This is a genomic window from Arthrobacter sp. 01T425 (assembly GCF_056398725.1).
The window spans coordinates 613,742-634,794 of record NZ_JBFTPY010000001.1 but is presented as its reverse complement, the minus strand read 5'-3'; the positions used below and the strand labels follow the sequence as shown (position 1 = coordinate 634,794).

The window sequence follows — 21,053 nt, the reverse complement described above, 5'->3', positions numbered from 1 at the left end:
CGGCCCGCGCGCAAACCTGACAACAGCAAATCGCACAGGCAGAGATGGGGCTTCACTGATGGCAGAGTCGACGGCAGGATCCGAGACGGATGCGGACGGCATGACACCCGTCAAACCCGTCGAGGCTGAACTGCTCGTGGTGACCGGAATGTCGGGAGCCGGCCGCAGCACCGCCTCGGACGCCCTTGAGGACCATGGCTGGTACGTCGTGGAAAACCTGCCGCCGCAGATGCTCGGCACGCTCGCCGAACTGGTGTCCCGGACGCCGCACTCCATGTCCAAGCTCGCCGTCGTGATGGACGTCCGGAGCAAGGAACTGTTCGTCGACATGCGCGCGGCCCTCCGCGCCCTGGAAGCCACCGGCGTGAGCTTCCGCGTCCTGTTCCTCGACGCCAACGACGACGTCCTGGTGCGCCGCTTCGAGCAGGGCCGCAGGCCCCACCCGCTCCAGGGCGGCGGCCGGATCCTCGACGGCATCGCCGCCGAACGCGAGCTGGTCCGTGAATTGAAGGACACCGCCGACATCGTCCTGGACACGTCCTCCCTCAACGTCCATGGCCTCGCCACCGCCATCACCGAACTCTTCAGCGAGACCGGGCCGGTGGCGCTGCGGCTGAACGTCATGAGCTTTGGCTTCAAGTACGGGCTGCCGGTGGACGCCAACTTCGTGGCCGATGCCCGCTTCATCCCCAACCCGCACTGGGTGCCGCAGTTGCGCCCGCACACCGGACTGGACAAGGACGTCAGCGACTACGTGCTGGAGGCCCAAGGCGTCAGCGACTTCGTGGAACGCTACGTCCTGGCCCTTGAACCTGTCCTGGACGGGTACCGGCGGGAGAACAAGCACTACGCCACCATCGCCGTGGGCTGCACCGGCGGCAAGCACCGCTCCGTGGCGGTCGCCGTCGAGCTCTCACGGAGGCTGGCGCAGTATCCGCGCGTCACGGTGACCACGACGCACCGGGACCTGGGCCGCGAGTAATGGCGCTGCTTACCGGCCCGCTGCCCCTTGTCCCGCCCGCCAGCGCGGCCTTCGCCAGCCAGCAGGACAAAGGCCCCTCCGTCGTCGCGCTCGGCGGCGGCCACGGCCTCTCCGCCTCGCTGTCGGCCCTGCGCCTGCTGACCTCCGAACTCACCGCGGTCGTCACGGTCGCGGACGACGGCGGATCCTCCGGCCGGCTCCGCGAAGAGTACGGCGTCCTGCCGCCCGGTGATCTCCGGATGGCCCTGTCCGCGCTGTGCGACGACACTGACTGGGGCCGCACGTGGCGCGATGTCATGCAGCACCGCTTCGCCCCCGGCAAAGGCCACGGCGGCTCCCTCGATGAGCACGCGATGGGCAACCTCCTGATCGTCACGCTCTGGGAGCTCCTGGGCGACACCGTCGCAGGCCTGAAGTGGGCCGGCGCCCTGCTCGGCGCGCGCGGCGAAGTCCTGCCGATGTCCAGCGTCCCGCTGACCATCGAGGGCCAGGTCCGGGTCACCGCCCCGGACGGCGCGACGGCACTGCAGACCCTCACCGGCCAGGCCAAGTGCGCGGTGGCAGGGTCCCTGGAGCACGTCCGGCTCTTGCCTGAGAACGCTCCGGCCTGCACCGAAGCGCTGACGGCGATCGAGCTGGCCGACTGGGTGATCCTCGGGCCGGGCTCCTGGTACACGTCCGTGCTGCCGCACCTGTTGCTGCCCGAGATGCGCGAGGCCCTCGCCAACACCGCTGCCCGCCGGTGCCTGACCATGAACCTGGCCACAGATACCAAGGAGACGGCCGGCATGTCCGCCGCCGACCACCTCCGGGTGCTGCGCGAATACGCGCCGGAGTTCACGATCGACGTCATCCTGGCCGACCCGGCGTCGGTGCAGAACCTGCCCGACTTCGAGGCGGCGGCAGGAATGCTCGGTGCCGAGGTGGTCTTGGGTAAAGTGGGGGCGTCTGGTCGCCGTCCGGTCCACGATCCGTTGCGGCTGGCGACGGCGTATCACGATATTTTCGGGAATAGTTAGGAAAGGTGCCATGGCACTGACAGCATCAGTCAAGGAAGAACTTTCCCGTCTGGATATCAAGAAGTCCTCCGTCCGCAAGGCCGAGGTATCGGCGATGCTCCGCTTCGCCGGCGGGCTGCACATCATCTCGGGCCGGATTGTGATCGAGGCCGAAGTCGACCTCGCATCGACCGCCCGGCGGCTGCGCGCCGCCATCGCCGAGGTGTACGGCCACCAGAGCGAGATCATCGTCGTCTCCGGCGGCGGCCTGCGCCGCGGCAGCCGCTACGTGGTGCGGGTGGTGCGCGACGGTGAGGCCCTCGCCCGCCAGACCGGACTCCTGGACGCGCGGGGGCGCCCCGTGCGCGGCCTTCCGTCGGTAGTGGTGAACGGCTCCGCCGCGGACGCCGAAGCTGTCTGGCGCGGCGCGTTCCTGGTCCACGGCTCGCTCACCGAGCCCGGCCGCTCCTCGGCCATGGAAGTCACCTGCCCCGGCCCCGAATCGGCCCTGGCCCTCGTCGGCGCGGCCCGCCGCCTGGGCATCCAGGCCAAGGCCCGCGAGGTCAGGGGAGTGGACCGCGTGGTGATCCGCGACGGCGACACGATCGCCGCGCTGCTGACGCGCATGGGCGCCCACGACGCGCTGATGGTCTGGGAGGAACGCCGCATGCGCAAGGAAGTCCGCGCCACGGCCAACCGGCTCGCCAACTTCGATGACGCGAACCTGCGCCGTTCCGCGCAGGCCGCCGTGGCCGCCGGTGCCCGGGTGGACCGAGCCCTGGAAATCCTGGGCGACGACGTCCCGGACCACCTGAAGTATGCCGGTGAGCTCCGGGTCGCGCACAAACAGGCCAGCCTGGACGAGCTGGGCCGGCTCGCCGACCCCGTCATGACCAAAGACGCCATCGCCGGCCGGATCCGCCGGCTGCTGGCCATGGCGGACAAACGGGCCCAGGACCTCGGCATCCCGGGCACGGAAGCCAATGTGACGCCCGAAATGCTCGACGACTAGCCCGCCCCTAGAATCAGCAGCAGGAATATCCCGGGGAATGAAATATCCGGGAGCCGCGGCTGGTTGTCGCCGTTGGATCCCACCGCAATTTTCCGGATGCCCCGCATCCGGATGCACAATCAAAAGAGTTACCGAACCGGACAACCCGTCCACGACATTGGAGGAATTTGTGACCGAGTACGTACTGCCCGAGCTCGACTATGACTACGCAGCGCTGGAACCGCACATCTCCGCGAAGATCATGGAGCTGCACCACAGCAAGCACCACGCCGCCTACGTGGCCGGCGCCAACAATGCCCTGGCCCAGCTGGCCGAGGCGCGCGAAAAGGGCGACTTCGCCAACATCAACCGCCTCTCCAAGGACCTCGCGTTCCACACCGGCGGCCACATCAACCACTCCGTCTTCTGGAAGAACCTCTCACCGGACGGTGGCGACAAGCCCGAGGGCGAGCTTGCGGCGGCCATTGACGACGCCTTCGGCTCGTTCGACGCGTTCCGTGCGCAGTTCAGCGCCGCGGCACTGGGCCTGCAGGGCTCCGGCTGGGGCTTCCTGGCCTACGAGCCCATCGGCGGCAACCTGGTCATCGAGCAGCTCTACGATCAGCAGGGCAACGTCGCACTCGGCACCACCCCGCTGCTGATGCTGGACATGTGGGAGCACGCCTTCTACCTGGACTACGTCAACGTCAAGGCTGACTACGTCAAGGCCTTCTGGAACATCGTGAACTGGGCCGACGTCGCCAAGCGCTTCGACGCCGCCCGCAAGAACGCGACGGGTCTCATCACCCTCTAGGCAGGTCCCTTTACCCTGCACAGGGTGACGGAATCGACTTCCGTTTGTAACAAACCTCACATTACGGGCCCTTCGGCCCGAAATGTGGACGGACTGCCCCTGCACTTGCGGGGGCAGTCCCGGTTAAACGTAAGATGGATCACGGAAGGCGGTTAGCCTTCAGCAATGTGGCTGGTCGCCCTCCGATCTGGTAATTATCTCTGCCCAATGGCGTGCGGGATCTGTTAGTTGGCTTGAACGCCTTCTCAACTAGTCGTGCTCGCAAGAGCACCAAGGAGACTGAAAACGTGACGACCCGTATTGGCATCAACGGCTTTGGCCGTATCGGCCGCAACTACTTCCGCGCCGCCCTCGCACAGGGCGCAGACCTCGAGATCGTTGCGGTCAACGACCTCACCAGCCCGGAAGCCCTCGCTCACCTCTTCAAGTACGACTCGGTGGGCGGCCGCCTGGCCGAAACCATCGAGGTCAAGGACGGCAACATCGTCGTCGACGGCAACATCATCAAGGTCCTCGCCGAACGCGATCCCGCGAAGCTGCCCTGGGGCGAGCTCGGCGTCGACATCGTCATCGAGTCCACAGGCTTCTTCACGAAGGCCGCCGATGCGCAGAAGCACATCGACGCCGGCGCCAAGAAGGTCCTGATCTCCGCCCCCGCGTCGGATGAGGACATCACGATCGTGATGGGCGTCAATGACGGCCTGTACGACAACGCCACGCACCACATCATCTCCAACGCCTCCTGCACCACCAACTGCCTCGGCCCGCTGGCCAAGGTCATCAATGACGCCTTCGGCATCGAGCGTGGCCTGATGACCACCATCCACGCCTACACCGCCGACCAGAACCTGCAGGACGGCCCGCACAAGGACCTCCGCCGCGCCCGCGCCGCCGCCATCAACATGGTGCCCACCTCCACCGGTGCGGCCAAGGCAATCGGCCTGGTCCTGCCGGAGCTCAAGGGCAAGCTCGACGGCTACGCCATCCGCGTGCCCGTTCCCACCGGCTCCGCCACGGACCTGACCGTCACGGTTTCCCGCGAGACCACGGTCGCCGAAGTCAACGCCGCCCTCAAGGCAGCATCGGAGACCGAGGAGCTCAGGGGCCTGCTGACCTACACCGACGAGCCGATCGTCTCCTCCGACATTGTCGGCGACCCGGCATCGTCCATCTTCGATTCCGGCCTGACCAAGGTGATCGGCGACCAGGTCAAGGTTGTGTCCTGGTATGACAACGAGTGGGGTTACTCCAACCGCCTCGTGGACCTCACGGAGCTTGTCGCGTCCAAGCTGGGCTAGGGTAAGACTCATGACATTTCACACCCTCAACGAACTGATCGCTGATGGTGTCCGCGGGCGGTACGTTCTGGTCAGAAGTGACCTGAACGTGCCGCTCGACGGCTCTACAGTGACTGACGACGGCCGCATCAAGGCCTCCCTGCCAGTGCTGGCGAAGCTCACGGACGCCGGTGCCCGCGTGCTGGTCACAGCACACCTCGGCCGCCCCAAGGGCGCGCCGGAGGAGAAGTACTCCCTCAAGCCCGCAGCCGCACGGCTGGCCGAGCTTGCCGGGTTCAAGGTCTCCCTTGCCGCCGACACGGTTGGCGAGTCGGCCAAGGAGCTTTCCGCGGCGCTGCAGGACGGCGAAGTGCTGGTCCTGGAAAACGTGCGCTTCGACGCGCGGGAGACCTCCAAGGACGATGCCGAGCGCGGCGCCTTCGCGGACGAGCTGGTCGCCCTCACCGGTGACAACGGCGCCTTTGTCGATGATGCCTTCGGTGCGGTGCACCGCAAGCACGCCAGCGTGTACGACGTCGCCACGCGGCTGCCGTCCTACCAGGGCGACCTTGTCCGCACCGAGGTCGAGGTGCTGCGCAAGCTCACCACCGACACCCAGCGGCCCTACGTCGTTGTCCTCGGCGGCTCCAAAGTCTCCGACAAGCTCGCTGTGATCGACAACCTCCTGGGCAAGGCGGACACGATCCTGGTGGGTGGCGGCATGCTGTTCACCTTCCTCGCCGCCGCGGGTCACAAGGTCGCGGGCAGCCTGCTCGAAGAGGACCAGATCCCGGTCGTCCAGGACTACCTGAAGCGCGCCGCCGACGCCGGTACCGAGTTCGTCGTGCCCACCGATGTTGTGGTGGCGGGCAAGTTCGCCGCCGACGCCGAGCACGAGACCGTTGCCGCCGACGCCATCGAGTCGGGCAGCTTCGGAGCCCAGGGCATCGGGCTGGACATCGGGCCGGTCTCGGCAGCGGCGTTCGCGGAACGGATCAAGGACGCCCGGACGGTGTTCTGGAACGGGCCCATGGGCGTGTTCGAATTCGCGGCCTTCGCCGGCGGTACCCGGGCCATCGCCCAGGCCCTGACCGAGACGGAGGCATTCACCGTGGTTGGCGGCGGCGACTCGGCGGCAGCGGTCCGGACACTCGGCTTCGCCGATGAGGCGTTCGGCCACATTTCCACCGGCGGCGGCGCAAGCCTGGAGTACCTTGAAGGCAAGGAACTCCCCGGCCTGAGCGTCCTCGACCGTTAGAAGCACTGACCGCTAAAAGCACCGGCATTTGAGCCGGCAGGGTGCCCTCCGCAGGGAACCGGGCGCCCTGCCGGCTGCTCCCACACACCAAGAACTCCTGGAGATCACGTGACCACGTCAACCAACGGTAAATTCGACCGCAAGCCCTTCATCGCCGGCAACTGGAAGATGAACATGGACCACGTCCAGGGCATCACCCTCCTGCAGAAGCTCGCGTGGACCCTGTCCGACGCCAAGCACGACTACAGCCGGGTGGAGGTCGCCGTCTTCCCGCCGTTCACGGATCTCCGCGGCGTCCAGACCCTGGTTCAGGGCGACGAGCTCGCCGTCGTCTATGGCGGCCAGGACCTTTCCCAGTTCGACTCCGGCGCCTACACGGGCGACATTTCCGGCCAGTTCCTCGCCAAGCTTGCCTGCAGCTACGTCCTGGTCGGCCACAGCGAACGCCGCACCATCCACAACGAGTCCGACGCCGTGCTCAACGCCAAGACCAAAGCCGCCTTCCGGCATGGCATTACTCCGGTCCTCTGCGTCGGTGAAGGCCTGGAGATCCGGCAGGCCGGCACCCACGTGGACCACACCCTCGCCCAGCTGCGCGCCGGCGTCGAGGGCCTCACCCCGGAGCAGGCCGCCGAGCTTGTAGTCGCCTACGAGCCCGTGTGGGCCATCGGCACCGGCGAGGTCGCAGGCCCGGAGGACGCGCAGGAAATGTGCGCCGCCATCCGTGCCGAACTGTCCACCCTCTTCGGAGCAGACGTCGCCGCCAAGACCCGCCTGCTGTACGGCGGCTCCGTCAAGGCCAACAACGCGGCCTCGATCCTGAAGGAGCGCGACGTCGACGGCTTGCTGGTCGGCGGTGCCAGCCTGGACGCTGCCGAGTTTGCTAATATTGTCAGGTTCGAGAGTCACCTGTTGACGGATTAGTCCGGACACAGCCTGACCCCCGCAATCCAATCCTTCTGAAAGGCCGTCGTGGACGTTCTTCATGTCATTCTGCAGGTCCTCCTGGGCATCACCAGCCTCCTGCTGACGTTGCTCATCCTGCTCCATAAAGGACGCGGAGGCGGCCTGTCCGACATGTTCGGCGGCGGCATGAGCTCGGGCCTGAGCTCCTCCGGCGTCGCGGAACGGAACCTCAACCGGTTCACGGTCATCCTGGGAATCACCTGGGGCGTGGTGATCATCGCCCTCGGCCTGCTCATGCGGTTCAGCACAGGCGCCGATTCCTAGGACGCCCGTCCGACAACTTCATATGGGGTCCTTATGGCCCTCCCGGCATCGGGAACTCACGAACTACACTGTGGCTGTCGTCTTGCACTTCCACCAGCCAAGTAGCCAGGAGTTCCCGATGCTGCATTCTGCTTCCGGATTCAAAGGAATCCGTGTGGGCGCCACCGAGGGGGCAACTCCCCGCCACGAACCACTGAACGGGGCCGGCGTACGCCAGCCCCGTATTCGTGTATCGTTCCGGTGCGCCAAGGGCCATGAAACCTCGCTCGTGTTCGCACAGCTTCCGGAGGAACAGATCCCCGGAGTTTGGGACTGCCGGCGCTGCGGCGGCACCGCAACCCGCGACGAATCAAAGTTTGCCCTGGAGGAAACGCCAACAGAAGGCTTCAAGACGCATCTGGAATACGTTAAAGAGCGGCGCTCCAGCCAGGACGCCGAAGACGTGCTGGCTGGAGCGCTGGAACGTCTACGCTCCGGACGGACCCTTCCGGACGAGCTGCTCCGGGACCCGTGAGGCCGCGTCCTCGTCAATCAGCCACAGCGTTTCCCGGCGGCCGCGCGGCCCCGCGGCGGGCACCTGCACGGGATTGGCGCCGGCCAGGGCCAGCCCTACGGCGCCGGCCTTGTCATCACCGGCCACCACCATCCACACCTCGGATGCCGTGTTGATCGCCGGCAACGTCAGCGACACCCGCGCCGGCGGCGGCTTGGGGGAGTTGTGGACGCCCACGACAGTCAGTTCCTTCTCCCGGATGCCGGCCTGCTCCGGGAAGAGCGAGGCGACGTGCGCGTCCGGCCCCACGCCGAGGAGGACAATGTCCAGGCGGGGAAGCCGCGCCGGCTGTTCCGGCCTGTCGTCGGACATGTCCGCGGCGTGCTCACCGGCCGCCGCCTCGGCGAGCCGGCGGGCATAGTCGGCCGCGGCGTCGTCCGGGCTGTCGAAGTCATCGGTGGAACCGGGCACATGGACGCGCGCCGGATCAACATTGATGTGGGACAGGAGGGCGTCCTGGGCCAGGCGGGCGTTGCGCTCGGCGTCGCCGGCCGCCACGAAGCGCTCGTCACCCCACCAGAAGTTCACCTTGGACCAGTCGACGGCCCGCGCCGCGGGCGATTCGGCCACGGCCCTGAGCGAGCCGATGCCCATCGTTCCCCCGGTAAGCACCACCGTGGCCTCGCCGTGCCGGTCCTGGATATCCACCAGCTTGGTAATCAGGCGGGCTGCGATCGCCGCCATCAGAACGGTCGAGTCAGGATGGATGCTTACTCTCGGGTCAGCGCTCACTGGGACGGACACTCCTTAGATTGGTACGCGGCAGTCCCATAGTAATCACTTCACCGAAGACTTCGTCCGGATCCAGGCGGCGGAGTTCTTCGGCCAAGCAGTCCTTGAGGCTGCGGCGGGGCAGCGAGATCCGCTGGGCGGGCTGGCCGGGCTGGGTCAGTTCGGCGATGGTGAGCCCGGGCCGGAAGAGCTGGATGTCGCCGCCGGGCCGGGTCAGCCGGACGCGCCGGATGCCGGTTCCGGCCGGATCCGCCACGATCGTCACGGGAACGTCCAGGGCCAGGGTGAGCCAGGCTGCGAGAAGCACGGTGCTGGGTGAGTCCGAGGCGCCCTCGACGGCCACGGCCGTCACCGGCGAGTCGTCCACCTGGTCCAGGACCGCGGCCAGCTGGATGCGCCAGTTGGTCAGCCGGGTCCAGGCCAAGTCCGTGTCGCCGGCCTTGTACGTGCGGCGGATGTTCTCCAGCGCCGCGACCGGGTCCGCTTCATTGGCCGAGTCGGTGATCCGGCGGTGCGCGATGCCCCCGACCGAGGTCTGGCACGCGTTCCTGGGCGCGCCGTGCGGCCACCAGGCCACGATCGGGGCGTCCGGGAGCAGCAGGGCCGCGACGAGGGATTCGCTTTCCTCGGCGAGTTCGCCGTAGCCGCGCAACAGGATCACCTCGGAGGCGCCGGCGTCGCCGCCGACGCGGATCTGGGCGTCCAGCCGGGTCGGGGCCGAGGCCCCGGCGTCGGCGAGGACGATGATCCGGCACGGGTGTTCGCGGCTGGCCTCGTTGGCGGCCTCGATGGCCTCCTCTTCCAGCCCGGAGCGGGTGACGACCACGAGGGTCAGGACCCGGCCCAGGGCGATCACGCCGCCCTGCTCGCGCAGGGCCATGATCTTCTTGGAAATTTTGGAGGTGGTGGTATCGGGAAGATCTACGATCATGGCCTTCTCCAGGTTCGTCCGTCGCGGGCTAGGAGCTCATCGGCCGAGGCGGGGCCCCAACTGCCGGGAGCGTAGGGCTGGGGCTGTTCGTCCAGGCCGGCCCAGTATTCCTCGAAGGGATCCAGGATCTTCCAGGACAGCTCAACTTCCTGGTGCCGGGGGAACAGCGGCGGCTCGCCGAGGAGCACGTCCAGGATGAGGCGTTCGTAGGCTTCGGGACTGGACTCGGTGAAGGAGTGGCCGTAGCCGAAGTCCATGGTGACGTCGCGGACCTCCATCTGGGTGCCCGGAACCTTGGAACCGAACCGGATCGTGGCGCCCTCGTCAGGCTGGACCCGGATCACCACGGCGTTCTGGCCGAAGTCGTCCTCGCCGTGGTCCGTGAAGAGCAGGTTTGGTGCGCGCTTGAACACGACGGCGATCTCCGTCACCCGGCGCCCCAGCCGCTTGCCGGCGCGCAGGTAGAACGGCGCGCCGGACCAGCGGCGGGTGTTGATGTCCACCCGGATCGCGGCGAACGTCTCGGTCTTGGAATCGGCCGGGATGCCCTCCTCCTCCAGGTACCCGAGGACTTCCTCGCCGCCCTGCCAGCCGCCGGTGAATTGCCCGCGGGCAGAGTGGGAGGAGAGGTCCTCGGGGAGCCGGACGGCGGCGAGGACCTTTTCCTTCTCGGCACGCAGGTCGTCCGCGTTGAAGGAAATCGGTTCTTCCATCGCCGTCAGGGCCAGCAGCTGCAGCAGGTGGTTCTGGATGACGTCGCGGGCCGCGCCCACGCCGTCGTAGTAGCCTGCCCGGCCGCCGGTCCCGATGTCCTCGGCCATGGTGATCTGGACGTGGTCCACATAGTTGGCGTTCCAGAGCGGCTCGAAGAGCTGGTTGGCGAAGCGCAGTGCCAGGATGTTCTGCACCGTCTCCTTGCCCAGGTAGTGGTCGATCCGGAACACCGCGTCCGGCGGGAATACCGACTCGACGATGTCGTTGAGCTGCCGGGCCGACTCGAGGTCGTGTCCGAACGGCTTTTCGATCACCACGCGGCGCCAGTTGTCGCCCGCGGCCTGGGCCAAGCCGTGCTTGGAGAGCTGACGGCAGACCTGTTCGAAGGCCTTCGGCGGGATCGAGAGGTAGAACGCGTGGTTTCCCCGCGTCCCGCGCTGTTCGTCGAGCTCATCGATCGTGTCGGAGAGCCGCTTGAACGCCTCGTCGTCGTCGAACTCGCCCTGCACGAAGCGGATGCCCTCGGAGAGCTGCTTCCAGACCGTTTCATCGAACGGGGTGCGGGCGTACGCCTTGACGGACTCCTTGACCTCCGCGGCGAAGTCCTCGTTCTCCCACTCGCGGCGGGCAAAGCCCACCAGCGCGAAGCTCGGCGGCAGCAGCCCGCGGTTGGCGAGGTCATACACGGCGGGCATGAGCTTCTTGCGGGCGAGGTCCCCGGTCACCCCGAACAGGACCAGCGACGCCGGTCCGGCAATACGGTTCAGACGGCGGTCACGGGGGTCCCGGAGCGGATTGCGCCCCCGGCCGGCCGTGTTCCTGCCGCCGTTGTAGGTTTCTGGCATGGTTGCGTGGGTGCCTTAGCTTTCAGTGGAGGATGCTGCCTGGCCGGCAAGGGAGGTGACGAGCTCCTGGAGCTGCTTCACACCCGCGGCGCGGTCGGTCAGGTGCAGCCGGAGGACCGGACGGCCATGCTCGGACAGGACCTGGGCGTCGCCCGCGGCCTGCGCCGAGATCAGCTCGCCGAACGTGAACGGCCGGTCCGGGATGGCCAGGTCAGCCGCGGATGCGGCCGTGACCTGCAGGAAGACGCCGATCGCGGGTCCGCCCTTGTGGAACTGGCCGGTGGAGTGCAGGAACCGCGGGCCCCAGCCAAAGGTGACCGGGCGTCCGCTGGCCGCGGCCAGTTCATCCCGGACGCCTTCGAGGCTGGCATAGGCCAGCCGGTCGAAATAGGCCTGGACGCTGAGGTAGTTGTCCGGGCCGAGTTCGCCCAGCAGGGCGCTGACGGCCTCGGCCGCGGTGCCGGCGTTGCCGAGCCATTCCCCGCCGCGGACCTCGATCGCGCCGTCGGTGAAATTCGCCGGCGTCGGAGCGGGCTGTGCGTCCAGCAGGCCGCGGGCGGCGATCTTCGCTGCCTCGACGTCCGGCTGGTCGAACGGGTTGATGCCGAGCAGGCGGCCGGCCACGGCGGTGGCGAATTCCCACACCATCATCTGCGTGGCCAGGCCGCCGGCGATGGCGACCTCGTTCTCGCCGAGCTGCACGTCGGCATCCGCCGCGACGAGCCGGATGACCAGGACATCGGGGGCGCCCAGGGTGGCTTCCGGGGAGGCAGGACCGGCTACGACCGGCAGCACGCCGGTGCCGAGCTTGCCCGTGGATTCGGCGATGAGCTGCTCGGCCCAGTCGGCGAAGCCCACGATCCCGGATCCGTCCTCCGCGATGACGATCTTGTTGCGCAGCGGGGTGGTGCCGCCCAGGGCGGTGCCGAGGGCGAGGCCGATGTTGTCCTCCGAGTCCTCATTGAGGATCTCGGCGGCTTCTTCGGCCTCATCCAGGAAAGCCTGGATATCGACGCCGGCCAGCCCACACGGGACCAGCCCGAAGGCGGTCAGGGCCGAGAAACGGCCGCCGACGTTCGGATCTGCATTGAAGACGGCGCGGTAGCCGGCCTCCCGCGAGGCCTTGTCCAGCGGCGACCCCGGGTCGGTGACGATGATAATGCGGCTCTTCGCATCGATCCCGGCATGGGTGAACGCCTGCTCGAAGATCCGGCGCTGGGAATCGGTTTCCACAGTGGAGCCGGACTTCGACGAAACCACGATCGCGGTTTCGTCCAGCCGGTCCGCCACCGCGGCACTGACCTGTTCGGGGTCGGTGCTGTCCAGAACAGTCAGCTCGACGCCAGCGGTGCCCGCGATGACTTCAGGCGCCAGCGAAGAACCGCCCATGCCGCAGAGCACGATCCGCGTCACGCCCTCGGCCTTCAGCGCGTCGCGGAGTTCGAGAATGTCGCCGACCAGCGGCTGGGAGACGGAAGCCGCCTCGACCCAGCCCAGCCGGACAGCGGATTCCTGCTCTGCGTCCGGACCCCACAGGGTGTGGTCCTTCGCGAAGATCCGGGTGGCGATGCGGTCTTCCAGCAGTGCCGGGAGGTGCTGCTCATGTGCCTGGCGGGCTGCGCCGGTGGCGTCGTAGCTGAGTGTGCTCATGGTGGGTTAGGAAGCCTTCCGTGCAGAGGCCAGGGCGCCTTCGACGTCACCCAGCAGTTCCTTCCAGCTGGCCACGAACTTGTCCAGGCCTTCGGATTCGAGCAGGGCGACGACGTCGTTGTAGGAAATCCCCAGCGCGTCGAGGGAGTTCAGCGTGGCGTTGGCGTCGTCGTAGCCGCGGGAGACGGTGTCGCCCGTCACGGTGCCGTGGTCGAACGTCGCGTCGAGTGTCTTCTCCGGCATCGTGTTGACGACGCCGGGGGCGACGAGTTCGGTGACGTAGAGGGTGTCCGGGTAGGCCGGGTCCTTCACGCCGGTGGAGGCCCACAGCGGGCGCTGCGGCAGGGCGCCGGCCTCGGCCAGCAGGGCCCAGCGTTCGGTGGAGAAGAGCTCCTCGTAGACCTGGTAGGCCAGGCGCGCGTTGGCCAGGCCGGCCTTGCCCTTGAGTGCCTTGGCTTCCTCGGTGCCGATGGCGTTGAGGCGCTTGTCGATTTCGGCATCGACGCGGGAGACGAAGAAGGACGCGACCGAGTGGATCTTGGACAGGTCGTGGCCGTTGTCCTTGGCCTGCTCGAGCCCGGACTGGAAGGCGTTGATCACGGCGCGGTAGCGTTCCAGCGAGAAGATCAGGGTCACGTTGACGCTGATGCCCTCGGCCAGGGTGGCGGTGATGGCCTCGAGGCCTTCGAGAGTGGCCGGGATCTTGATCAGGACGTTGTCCTTGTTGACCTTCTTGTACAGGTGCTTCGCTTCGGCGATGGTGCCTGCGGTGTCCCAGGCCAGGCGGGGGTCGACCTCGATGGAGACACGGCCGTCGACGCCCTTGGTGGCCGCTGCGACGGGGGCGAACAGGTCGCAGGCGTCGGCGACGTCGGTGGTGGTGATTTCGAAGACGGTCTCTTCGACGGTGGCGCCGGCGGCGGCCTGGGCGGCGATCACGGCGTCGTAGTCGTGGCCGGCGGTGATGGCGGCGTGGAAGATCGACGGGTTGGTGGTGACGCCAACGACGTTCTTCTCTTCGATCAGCTTGCGCAGGGTGCCGGTCTGGAGGCGGCCGCGGGAGAGATCGTCGAGCCAGATCGAGACGCCGGCGTCGGAGAGCTGCTGGGTGGGGGTAGTCATTTCATAACTCCTGGAAATCATGGGTTCCGGGGGCACAGCGTCCCCCGGAACCGTGGTGGTGGATCAGTTGGTGAGGCCGGCGAGGGATTCCTTCGCGGCGGCGGCGACTGCTTCTGCCGTGATGCCGAATTCCTGGAAGAGGCGCTTGTAGTCCGCGGACGCTCCGAAGTGCTCCAGGGAGATGGAACGGCCGGCATCGCCGACGAATTCCTTCCAGCCCAGGGCCAGTCCGGCTTCGACCGAGACGCGTGCCTTCACGGCCGGGGGCAGCACGGCGTCGCGGTAGGCGGCGTCCTGCTTGTTGAACCATTCCACGCAGGGCATGGACACCACACGGGTGGGGATGCCCTCGGCCTGCAGCGCTTCGCGGGCGTTGACGGCGAGCTGGACCTCGGAGCCGGTGCCAATCAGGATGACCTGGGCTTCGACGGTGGAGCCGTCCTTCGACGCCTCGGCAAGGACGTAGCCGCCCCTCTCGACGCCGGCGGTGGAGCCGAAGGTGTCGCCGTCGGCCACGCCGGTGCCGCGGGCGTAGGTGGGGATGTTCTGCCGGGTCAGGACGATGCCGGCGGGGTTTTCGTGGTTTTCCAGCATGGCCTTCCAGGCCGCGGCCACCTCGTTCGCATCTCCCGGGCGGACGACGTCCAGGCCCGGGATGGCGCGGAGGGAGGCGAGCTGCTCAACGGGCTGGTGCGTGGGGCCGTCCTCGCCCAGGCCGATCGAGTCGTGCGTCCAGACATACAGCGACGGGACGCCCATGAGGGCGCCGAGCCGGATCGCGGGGCGCTGGTAGTCGGAGAAGATCAGGAACGTTCCGGAGAAAGCCCGGGTGCGCCCGTGCAGGGAGATGCCGTTCACGATCGACGCCGCGGCGTGCTCGCGGATGCCGAAGTGCAGGACCCGGCCGTAGGGGTTGCCCTTCCACGCCGCGGTGGACCGGGACGTGGGGATGAATGAGGGCGAGCCCTCGATCGTGGTGTTGTTCGACTCCGCGAGGTCGGCGGAGCCGCCCCAGAGTTCGGGCATGACCGGGCCGATCGCGTTCAGGACCTTCCCGGAGGCGGCCCGGGTGGAGACGTCCTTGCCGGCTTCGAAGACCGGCAGGGCGGCTTCGAAGTCGCCCGGGAGCTTCTTCGCCTCGACGCGTTCCAGCAGTGCAGCGGACTCGGGGTTGCCGGCCTGCCACGCCTCGAACGAGGCTTGCCAGTCGGCGCGGGCGGCCGCGCCGCGGTCCTGGACGGCACGGGCGTGGGCCAGGACGTCCTCGTCGACCTGGAAGGCACGTTCCGGGTCAAAGCCCAGGACCTTCTTCAGGGCTGCGACTTCCTCAGCGCCGAGGGCGGAGCCGTGGATCTTGCCGGTGTTCTGCTTCTTCGGCGCCGGGTACCCGATGATGGTCCGCAGGGAGATGATGGAGGGTTTGCCGGTTTCGGCCTTCGCGGAGAGCAGTGCGGCGTGCAGTTCCTGGACGTCTTCGACGTATTCGCCGGTCCGGGTCCAGTCGACCCGCTGGGTGTGCCATCCGTAGGCCTCGTAGCGGGCCAGGACGTCCTCGGTGAACGCCACATCGGTGTCGTCCTCGATCGAGATGTGGTTCTCGTCGTAGATCACCACGAGGTTGCCCAGTTCCTGGTGACCGGCGAGTGAGGACGCCTCGGAGGTGACACCTTCCTGCAGGTCGCCGTCGGAGGCGATCACCCAGACGGTGTGGTCGAACGGGCTCGTGCCGGCGGGAGCGTCGGCGTCGAACAGGCCGCGCATCCGGCGCTGGGAATAGGCGAAGCCGACCGCGGAAGCCAGGCCCTGGCCCAGCGGGCCGGTGGTGATCTCCACACCCTTGGTGTGCTTGTACTCCGGGTGGCCCGGGGTCAGCGAGCCCCAGGTCCGCAGCGCCTCCAGGTCCTTCAGTTCCAGGCCGTAGCCGGAGAGGAACAGCTGGATGTACAGGGTCAGGGACGTGTGACCGGGGGACAGGACGAACCGGTCGCGGCCCAGCCAGTCCGGATTCGCCGGGTCGTGGCGCATCAGCTTCTGGAACAACAAATACGCGGCCGGAGCCAGGCTCATCGCCGTCCCCGGGTGGCCGTTTCCGACCTTCTCCACCGCATCAGCGGCCAGCACCCGGACGGTGTCCACTGCGCGCTGGTCCAAGTCAGTCCATGACAGTTCTTGCTCTTCCAAATGTGGCACGAAAACCGGGCCCCTCTCTGTGCTGACGGCCGGCGGTACGCTCTTTTCCCGCCCGGGCACAGTTCGGTGCCCGCTGCGGTTCGTACCAGCCGTTCACCATCGAAACGTTGATCTATCATTCAGACGCAGATGCAGAGCCGCGTGTTCCGGCAAATGCCTAAATGCGTGCCCGTGTGCGCTGATCTAATGACAGCCTAGTCCCATTCCACTTTGTGGTCAGCGTATATCTCACCAATTGGACCTGATTTCGCTTATATGAATCACCGTCCGCCGCGGGGCCGGTGAGCCGGCGTTAACGCGCCGGAATCATGGCGCGGCATTCGGCGGCCCTCCGGCCCGGAGCTCCACGGTATGATGGGTGGTGGCCTTCGACTGGGGCAAGGACACGGGTGTGCGCCGAGCGCGGAGCCCGGTCTGCAGCACAGTGCGTTGCGAAATCCACCCGGGGCTGCCCAGCCAGACAGAACTGCACAGCCAGACAGAACAGAGTGACTGCCACCGTGAGCACAACTAATACGCCGCTGAACGCCTCCCCGGCCTCGGGAAGAATGGGCTTCGGCCGCAAAGCCAAGGCCTACCTGGCGCTCACGAAACCCCGCGTGATCGAGCTTCTGCTCGTCAGCACGCTCCCCACCATGATCTATGCCGAACGCGGCTTCCCGTCGATCGGCCTGATCCTGGCGACGCTGGTGGGCGGCGCGTTCGCGGCAGGTTCCGCAGGCGCTTTCAACTGTTACATCGACCGCGACATCGACAAGCTCATGCACCGCACAGAGAACCGGCCCCTGGTCACCGGTGAGGTCACACCCCGCGAAGCCCTCATCTTCTCCTGGCTGCTGGGCGCGGCGGCGATCGCCATCCTCTGGTTCGGGGCGAACCCGCTCGCCGCGTGGCTCGGACTCGGCGCCATCGTCTTCTACGTGGTCATCTACACCATGATCCTGAAGCGGCGCACGGCCCAGAACATTGTCTGGGGCGGCGCCGCCGGGTGCTTCCCGGTCCTGATCGCCTGGGCCGCCGTCACCAACACTGTCGAGTGGCCCGCCGTCGTGCTGTTCATGGTGATTTTCCTCTGGACCCCGCCGCACTACTGGCCGCTGTCGATGCGCTACGGCGAGGACTACCGTAACGCCAACGTGCCGATGCTGGGCGCCATCGCCGGGGCGAAGGTGGTTTCGGTGCAGGTGGTCCTCTACGCCTGGGCCATGGTGGCGTGCTCGCTGCTGATGATCCCGGCCGGTGGTGCCGGCTGGGTCTACACGGTGACCGCCGTCGGCGCCGGTGCCTGGTTCCTGTACGAGTCGCACGCCCTGTACAACCGCGCCCAGGCCGGCGACGTATCCAACAAGGGGGCCATGAAGGTCTTCCACGGCTCCATCAGCTACCTGACCCTGCTTTTCATTGCCCTGGCCGTCGATCCGTTCGTCGGCTCGGCCATCATGGGCGGCTGATCCCCCCGTTCATCTGCCTGACGCTCCCTCGCCAGTGGTGGGGGAGCGTCTGCTGTATCAGGGGGACGGTCCTTTTCGGTCCCGGGGTATCCTTACGAACCGGCCAGGCGACACAACCCCAGGGGGAGCCCGTGATCAACCGCAGCGATGTACTTCAGGCACAGAACCGCATCAGTGGCCACGTGCGGCGCACACCGTTGCTCCGTGGTGGTACCGCTGCCGCCCCGCTCTGGTTCAAATGTGAGTTCCTGCAGCACACGGGCGTCTTCAAGGCACGCGGCGCCTTCAACCGCCAGCTCGCCGCCCGGGAGCGCGGGGAGCTTGACCCGGCAGTCGGTGTAGTGGCGGCGTCGGGCGGCAACGCGGGTTTGGCGAACGCGTACGCCGCCGCGGTCCTCGGTGTGCCGGCGACGGTGTTCGTCCCGGAGAACGCCCCGCGGGTAAAGGTCGAGCGTCTCCTCGCGTACAACGCCACGGTCCGGCAGGTCGGCGCCGAGTACGCGGAGGCTTTCGCGGCCGCAATGCACTACGTGGAAGATACCGGCGCCCTGTTCTGCCATGCGTACGACCAGCTGGAAATTGCGGCAGGCGCAGGCACCCTGGCCGAGGAAATCCTCGAGGACGAGCCCGGCATCGACACGATCGTCGTCGCCGTCGGCGGCGGCGGACTCTATGCGGGCGTGGCGGCAGCTGCCGAGGGCCGGGCCCGCGTCGTCGCGGTCGAGCCCTACACCATCCCCACGCTGCACGCGGCCCTCGACGCCGGCCGCCCGGTCGATGTGGCCGTTTCGGGCGTCGCCGCGGACTCCCTCGGGGCCAGGCGCGTGGGTGGGATCGCCTTCAGCATCGCCTCACGCGTCCCGCCGACCTCTGTGCTGGTGGACGACGCCGCCATCGTCGCCGCCCGGTCACAGTTGTGGGGCGATTACCGGATCCCCGCCGAATACGGGGCTGCGGCTGCGTTCGCGGCGCTCACGTCAGGGGCGTACACACCCGCCGAAGGGGAACGCGTCGCGGTGATCGTCTGCGGGGCGAACACCGATGCCTGCACGCTGGAGGACGACCCTGGTAGCGACTGAACAGCGCCGACTGAGGGGTGCCGCCTGAACCGTGCCGCCTAACCGTGCCGCCTAACCGTGCCGGGAAGCGGCGCTGCCGGCCTGCTGCCGGTCCGGATGGTAGCGGGCCGAATAGTGCTGGTCGAAGCGGGCCCGCGCGATCCGCCCGAGCCGTTCGACAGTGTGCCAGCTGATGACCGCAATGAGCAGGGTCACCACAATGGCGGACACCGCGATGAGCGGCGGCAGATCGGCCGTGGAGCCGCCGTTGAGCCAAAGAATGACGGCGTAGTTCCAGAGGTACGCGGCGTAGGAGACAGTGCCCAGCAGCTGCACCGGGCGCGTCCACTTCGGCATCACTGCGGTTCGGGAGGCGGCCAGTGCGACCAGGACGGCCGCGGCGGCCATGGCCAGCGGGCCGCCAATGAACATGAAGGCCGGCGTTTCGTTGGCCTTCGGGAAGTAGATCAGCGCGGCCAGGACGGCGACGGAACCGAGCAGGGCCGCGCGCCTGAGCCAACGGCCGGTGAACCAGTTGAACACATGGACCCTGTACAACCGCAAGGCCGAACCGATGATCAGGCCCAGGCCCCACGTGGTCGGCAGCGCGTAGACCAAGGAGTGAAGTTGCGGGGCCAGGGTCACCATTGTCAGCACACTGGCCGACATGAGGAACAGCGCGACGGCGGCGGACCAGCCAATCAGCTTTCCCTGGCGGTTGCGCCGCAGGGCGAGCACCAGCAGCGCGGGCCAGATCAGGTAGAACTGTTCTTCCACCGCCAGCGTCCAGAGCGGTCCGATCGCCATGCTGACGTCGAACGGCAGGGGGAGGTCTTTGAGGTAGCCAAGACCGGCGAGGACGGTGTAGCCCACGATTCCCTTGGACCGGTCACCGAGGACGTCGGTGGCCAATTCGACGATCGCGTAGACGCCCAGGAGAGAAACCAGTGCCGGCACCAGCCGGAAGGCCCTGTGCGCATAGAAGCGCCCGTAACGAATCTTACGGTGCCGTTCGATATCGCCGACCAGCACGTTGGTGATCAGGTAACCGCTCAACACGAAGAAGGCAATGACACCCACGATGCCGGCGCCCTGGAATATGCCGGGCCAGGAATGACCGAGCAGGACGGCGCCCACGGCGGCACCGCGAAGAACGTCCAGGCCGTCCAGCCGCGGGCGCTTTGCAGTATGTTGGACCGTCTGTGCGGGCCTTTCGCCGACTAGTAACGCCACATAACCTCCGGTGCCTCTGTCTGGCCGGTTCCGATTCCAGCTGCATCAAGGCAAAACCGCGCCGTCCGTCTATCCATGGATGCGATTGCGGCGCCAGTCCTGCGCCCTATCCAAGTATTCCCGCCTTGGCTGGACGAAACCTGACGCCGGTTCTGCGGCTGCCCGGTTCTGCGGCTGCCCGGCTCTGCGGTTGGTTGTAGGGCCGGCCCGAAAAGGGGCCACACCTTCCAGTATTCCGAAATCTTTCCCGTTTGGACAAGTGACCGGCCGGTAACCGGGCGTCGAGGGGGACGCCTTTAGGCCTCTTTAGAGATTGTGGGCCACCAGCTCCAGCCCGATTACCAGCAGGCTCAACACGACTTCGGCGAACATGATGGCGGCCTTGTGACGCAGCGGAATCTCGAGGCGGCGGATCGCGAGGAACCCGACGATGCCGAGCGAAACAACCAGAACAGCGACTGCCCACCCGAGGGCAACGGCCGTCGACCACAGACCGAGGCCGGCTGCCGTGAGGAGGAGCAGCGGGGTGACCAGGACGCCGAGGCCGCCCGCGCTGACCGCGATCATGTGGTGCAGCTCTTCACCGGTGGGAAGCTTCGAATGAACAGTCAGGTGGCTCAGGAGGTCGGCGACGAAAATCCCCAGCAGGGAGCCGATCACCACGATGCTGAGCGTCGCCGCCGCTGCCAGCGGCGTGGTCTCGTCCGCGTGACTCCGAAGCGCCAACACCACGGCCAGGCTCGTGAAGATGATGTAGACGCGTTCTTTGAGGCTCGCCGCGCGTTGGCGGGCTGAGGGTGAAGGAGGCACGGTCGGTTCTGTCGCTTGCATCAGAGAAGGCCTTCCGGTCAGCGTCACGGGAACGAACGAGGAAAGCCCACGGCCGCGACGATCCATATCCATGCCATCCCATAGTCCACCCGGAAATCCCGTCAAGGCCAGCCCCCGGGAGGTGAATGCGCTACTGGTCATTGTTGCCGCAGCGCCCGTACGAGGGCTCAGACAGCAACAGACAGCAAACGCG

The 21,053-nt window shown here is 67.3% G+C and carries 19 protein-coding genes; 11 read left to right on the top strand and 8 right to left on the bottom strand.

Annotation, left to right across the window (positions count from 1 at the left end; genetic code table 11):
* Nucleotides 1–58 precede the first annotated feature (58 nt).
* The 9 genes from rapZ (at nucleotide 59) to AC1DNG_RS03050 (ending at nucleotide 8,064) form a co-directional block, all read left to right on the top strand.
* Nucleotides 59–982 (top strand): RNase adapter RapZ, encoded by a 924-nt coding sequence (gene rapZ / locus AC1DNG_RS03090; protein WP_018773001.1) that lies wholly within the window; start codon nucleotides 59–61, stop codon nucleotides 980–982.
* On the top strand, nucleotides 982–2,001 hold the full coding sequence (locus AC1DNG_RS03085; protein ID WP_476886577.1) for a gluconeogenesis factor YvcK family protein: 1,020 nt from the start codon (nucleotides 982–984) through the stop codon (nucleotides 1,999–2,001). Before rapZ ends, AC1DNG_RS03085 begins: the two co-directional genes overlap by 1 nt.
* 10 nt (nucleotides 2,002–2,011) lie before the next feature.
* Nucleotides 2,012–2,992 (top strand): DNA-binding protein WhiA, encoded by a 981-nt coding sequence (gene whiA / locus AC1DNG_RS03080; RefSeq protein ID WP_018772999.1) that lies wholly within the window; start codon nucleotides 2,012–2,014, stop codon nucleotides 2,990–2,992.
* A 169-nt stretch (nucleotides 2,993–3,161) separates the two neighbouring features.
* Nucleotides 3,162–3,785, top strand: a complete 624-nt coding sequence (locus AC1DNG_RS03075; RefSeq protein WP_028276840.1) for a superoxide dismutase — start codon at nucleotides 3,162–3,164, stop codon at nucleotides 3,783–3,785.
* A 287-nt stretch (nucleotides 3,786–4,072) separates the two neighbouring features.
* Nucleotides 4,073–5,083 (top strand): type I glyceraldehyde-3-phosphate dehydrogenase, encoded by a 1,011-nt coding sequence (gene gap / locus AC1DNG_RS03070; protein ID WP_028276841.1) that lies wholly within the window; start codon nucleotides 4,073–4,075, stop codon nucleotides 5,081–5,083.
* Nucleotides 5,084–5,093: 10 nt separating this feature from the next.
* Nucleotides 5,094–6,320 carry a phosphoglycerate kinase gene (locus tag AC1DNG_RS03065; protein WP_476858607.1) on the top strand — a complete coding sequence of 409 codons (1,227 nt, stop codon included), beginning with the start codon at nucleotides 5,094–5,096 and terminating at the stop codon, nucleotides 6,318–6,320.
* A 108-nt stretch (nucleotides 6,321–6,428) separates the two neighbouring features.
* Nucleotides 6,429–7,244, top strand: a complete 816-nt coding sequence (tpiA, locus tag AC1DNG_RS03060; RefSeq protein ID WP_018772995.1) for a triose-phosphate isomerase — start codon at nucleotides 6,429–6,431, stop codon at nucleotides 7,242–7,244.
* A gap of 48 nt (nucleotides 7,245–7,292) precedes the next feature.
* Nucleotides 7,293–7,550, top strand: a complete 258-nt coding sequence (secG, locus tag AC1DNG_RS03055; protein WP_018772994.1) for a preprotein translocase subunit SecG — start codon at nucleotides 7,293–7,295, stop codon at nucleotides 7,548–7,550.
* Between the two features lie 118 nt (nucleotides 7,551–7,668).
* The gene (locus AC1DNG_RS03050; RefSeq protein WP_079549567.1) at nucleotides 7,669–8,064 is read left to right on the top strand and encodes an RNA polymerase-binding protein RbpA; all 396 of its coding nucleotides are present in this window, start codon (nucleotides 7,669–7,671) and stop codon (nucleotides 8,062–8,064) included.
* On the opposite strand, the gene pgl is transcribed toward AC1DNG_RS03050, so the two are convergent.
* The 6 genes from pgl to tkt all read right to left on the bottom strand — a co-directional run bounded on the left by pgl (nucleotide 8,017) and on the right by tkt (nucleotide 16,278).
* Nucleotides 8,017–8,835, bottom strand: a complete 819-nt coding sequence (gene pgl / locus AC1DNG_RS03045) for a 6-phosphogluconolactonase (protein WP_476886576.1) — start codon at nucleotides 8,833–8,835, stop codon at nucleotides 8,017–8,019. The genes AC1DNG_RS03050 and pgl overlap by 48 nt on opposite strands.
* Nucleotides 8,825–9,766 carry a glucose-6-phosphate dehydrogenase assembly protein OpcA gene (locus tag AC1DNG_RS03040; RefSeq protein ID WP_028275501.1) on the bottom strand — a complete coding sequence of 314 codons (942 nt, stop codon included), beginning with the start codon at nucleotides 9,764–9,766 and terminating at the stop codon, nucleotides 8,825–8,827. The genes pgl and AC1DNG_RS03040 overlap by 11 nt, the downstream gene beginning before the upstream one ends.
* Entirely contained in the window at nucleotides 9,763–11,325 is a 1,563-nt protein-coding gene (gene zwf / locus AC1DNG_RS03035) for a glucose-6-phosphate dehydrogenase (protein WP_476849618.1), read from the bottom strand. The genes AC1DNG_RS03040 and zwf overlap by 4 nt, the downstream gene beginning before the upstream one ends.
* A gap of 15 nt (nucleotides 11,326–11,340) precedes the next feature.
* Nucleotides 11,341–12,975, bottom strand: coding sequence for a glucose-6-phosphate isomerase (locus AC1DNG_RS03030; protein WP_476886575.1), 1,635 nt, complete (start codon nucleotides 12,973–12,975; stop codon nucleotides 11,341–11,343).
* 6 nt (nucleotides 12,976–12,981) lie between these two features.
* A complete protein-coding gene (gene tal / locus AC1DNG_RS03025; RefSeq protein WP_476886574.1) occupies nucleotides 12,982–14,097 on the bottom strand; it encodes a transaldolase in 1,116 nt (371 codons plus the stop codon).
* A gap of 63 nt (nucleotides 14,098–14,160) precedes the next feature.
* Nucleotides 14,161–16,278 carry a transketolase gene (gene tkt, locus AC1DNG_RS03020; RefSeq protein ID WP_476886573.1) on the bottom strand — a complete coding sequence of 706 codons (2,118 nt, stop codon included), beginning with the start codon at nucleotides 16,276–16,278 and terminating at the stop codon, nucleotides 14,161–14,163.
* Between the two features lie 497 nt (nucleotides 16,279–16,775).
* Here tkt and AC1DNG_RS03015 point away from each other — a divergent pair, with 497 nt between their 5' ends.
* Nucleotides 16,776–17,738, top strand: a complete 963-nt coding sequence (locus AC1DNG_RS03015; RefSeq protein ID WP_026266346.1) for a heme o synthase — start codon at nucleotides 16,776–16,778, stop codon at nucleotides 17,736–17,738.
* 131 nt (nucleotides 17,739–17,869) lie between these two features.
* Nucleotides 17,870–18,817: a threonine/serine dehydratase gene (locus AC1DNG_RS03010; RefSeq protein WP_476886572.1), complete on the top strand. Its 948-nt coding sequence runs from the start codon at nucleotides 17,870–17,872 to the stop codon at nucleotides 18,815–18,817.
* 51 nt (nucleotides 18,818–18,868) lie between these two features.
* Here the strand turns inward: AC1DNG_RS03010 and AC1DNG_RS03005 are convergent, their stop codons facing one another.
* Together AC1DNG_RS03005 and AC1DNG_RS03000 are read right to left on the bottom strand one after the other, a co-directional pair.
* The gene (locus tag AC1DNG_RS03005; protein WP_476886571.1) at nucleotides 18,869–20,029 is read right to left on the bottom strand and encodes an acyltransferase family protein; all 1,161 of its coding nucleotides are present in this window, start codon (nucleotides 20,027–20,029) and stop codon (nucleotides 18,869–18,871) included.
* Nucleotides 20,030–20,335: 306 nt separating this feature from the next.
* Entirely contained in the window at nucleotides 20,336–20,860 is a 525-nt protein-coding gene (locus AC1DNG_RS03000) for a hypothetical protein (RefSeq protein WP_476849623.1), read from the bottom strand.
* Nucleotides 20,861–21,053 lie beyond the last annotated feature (193 nt).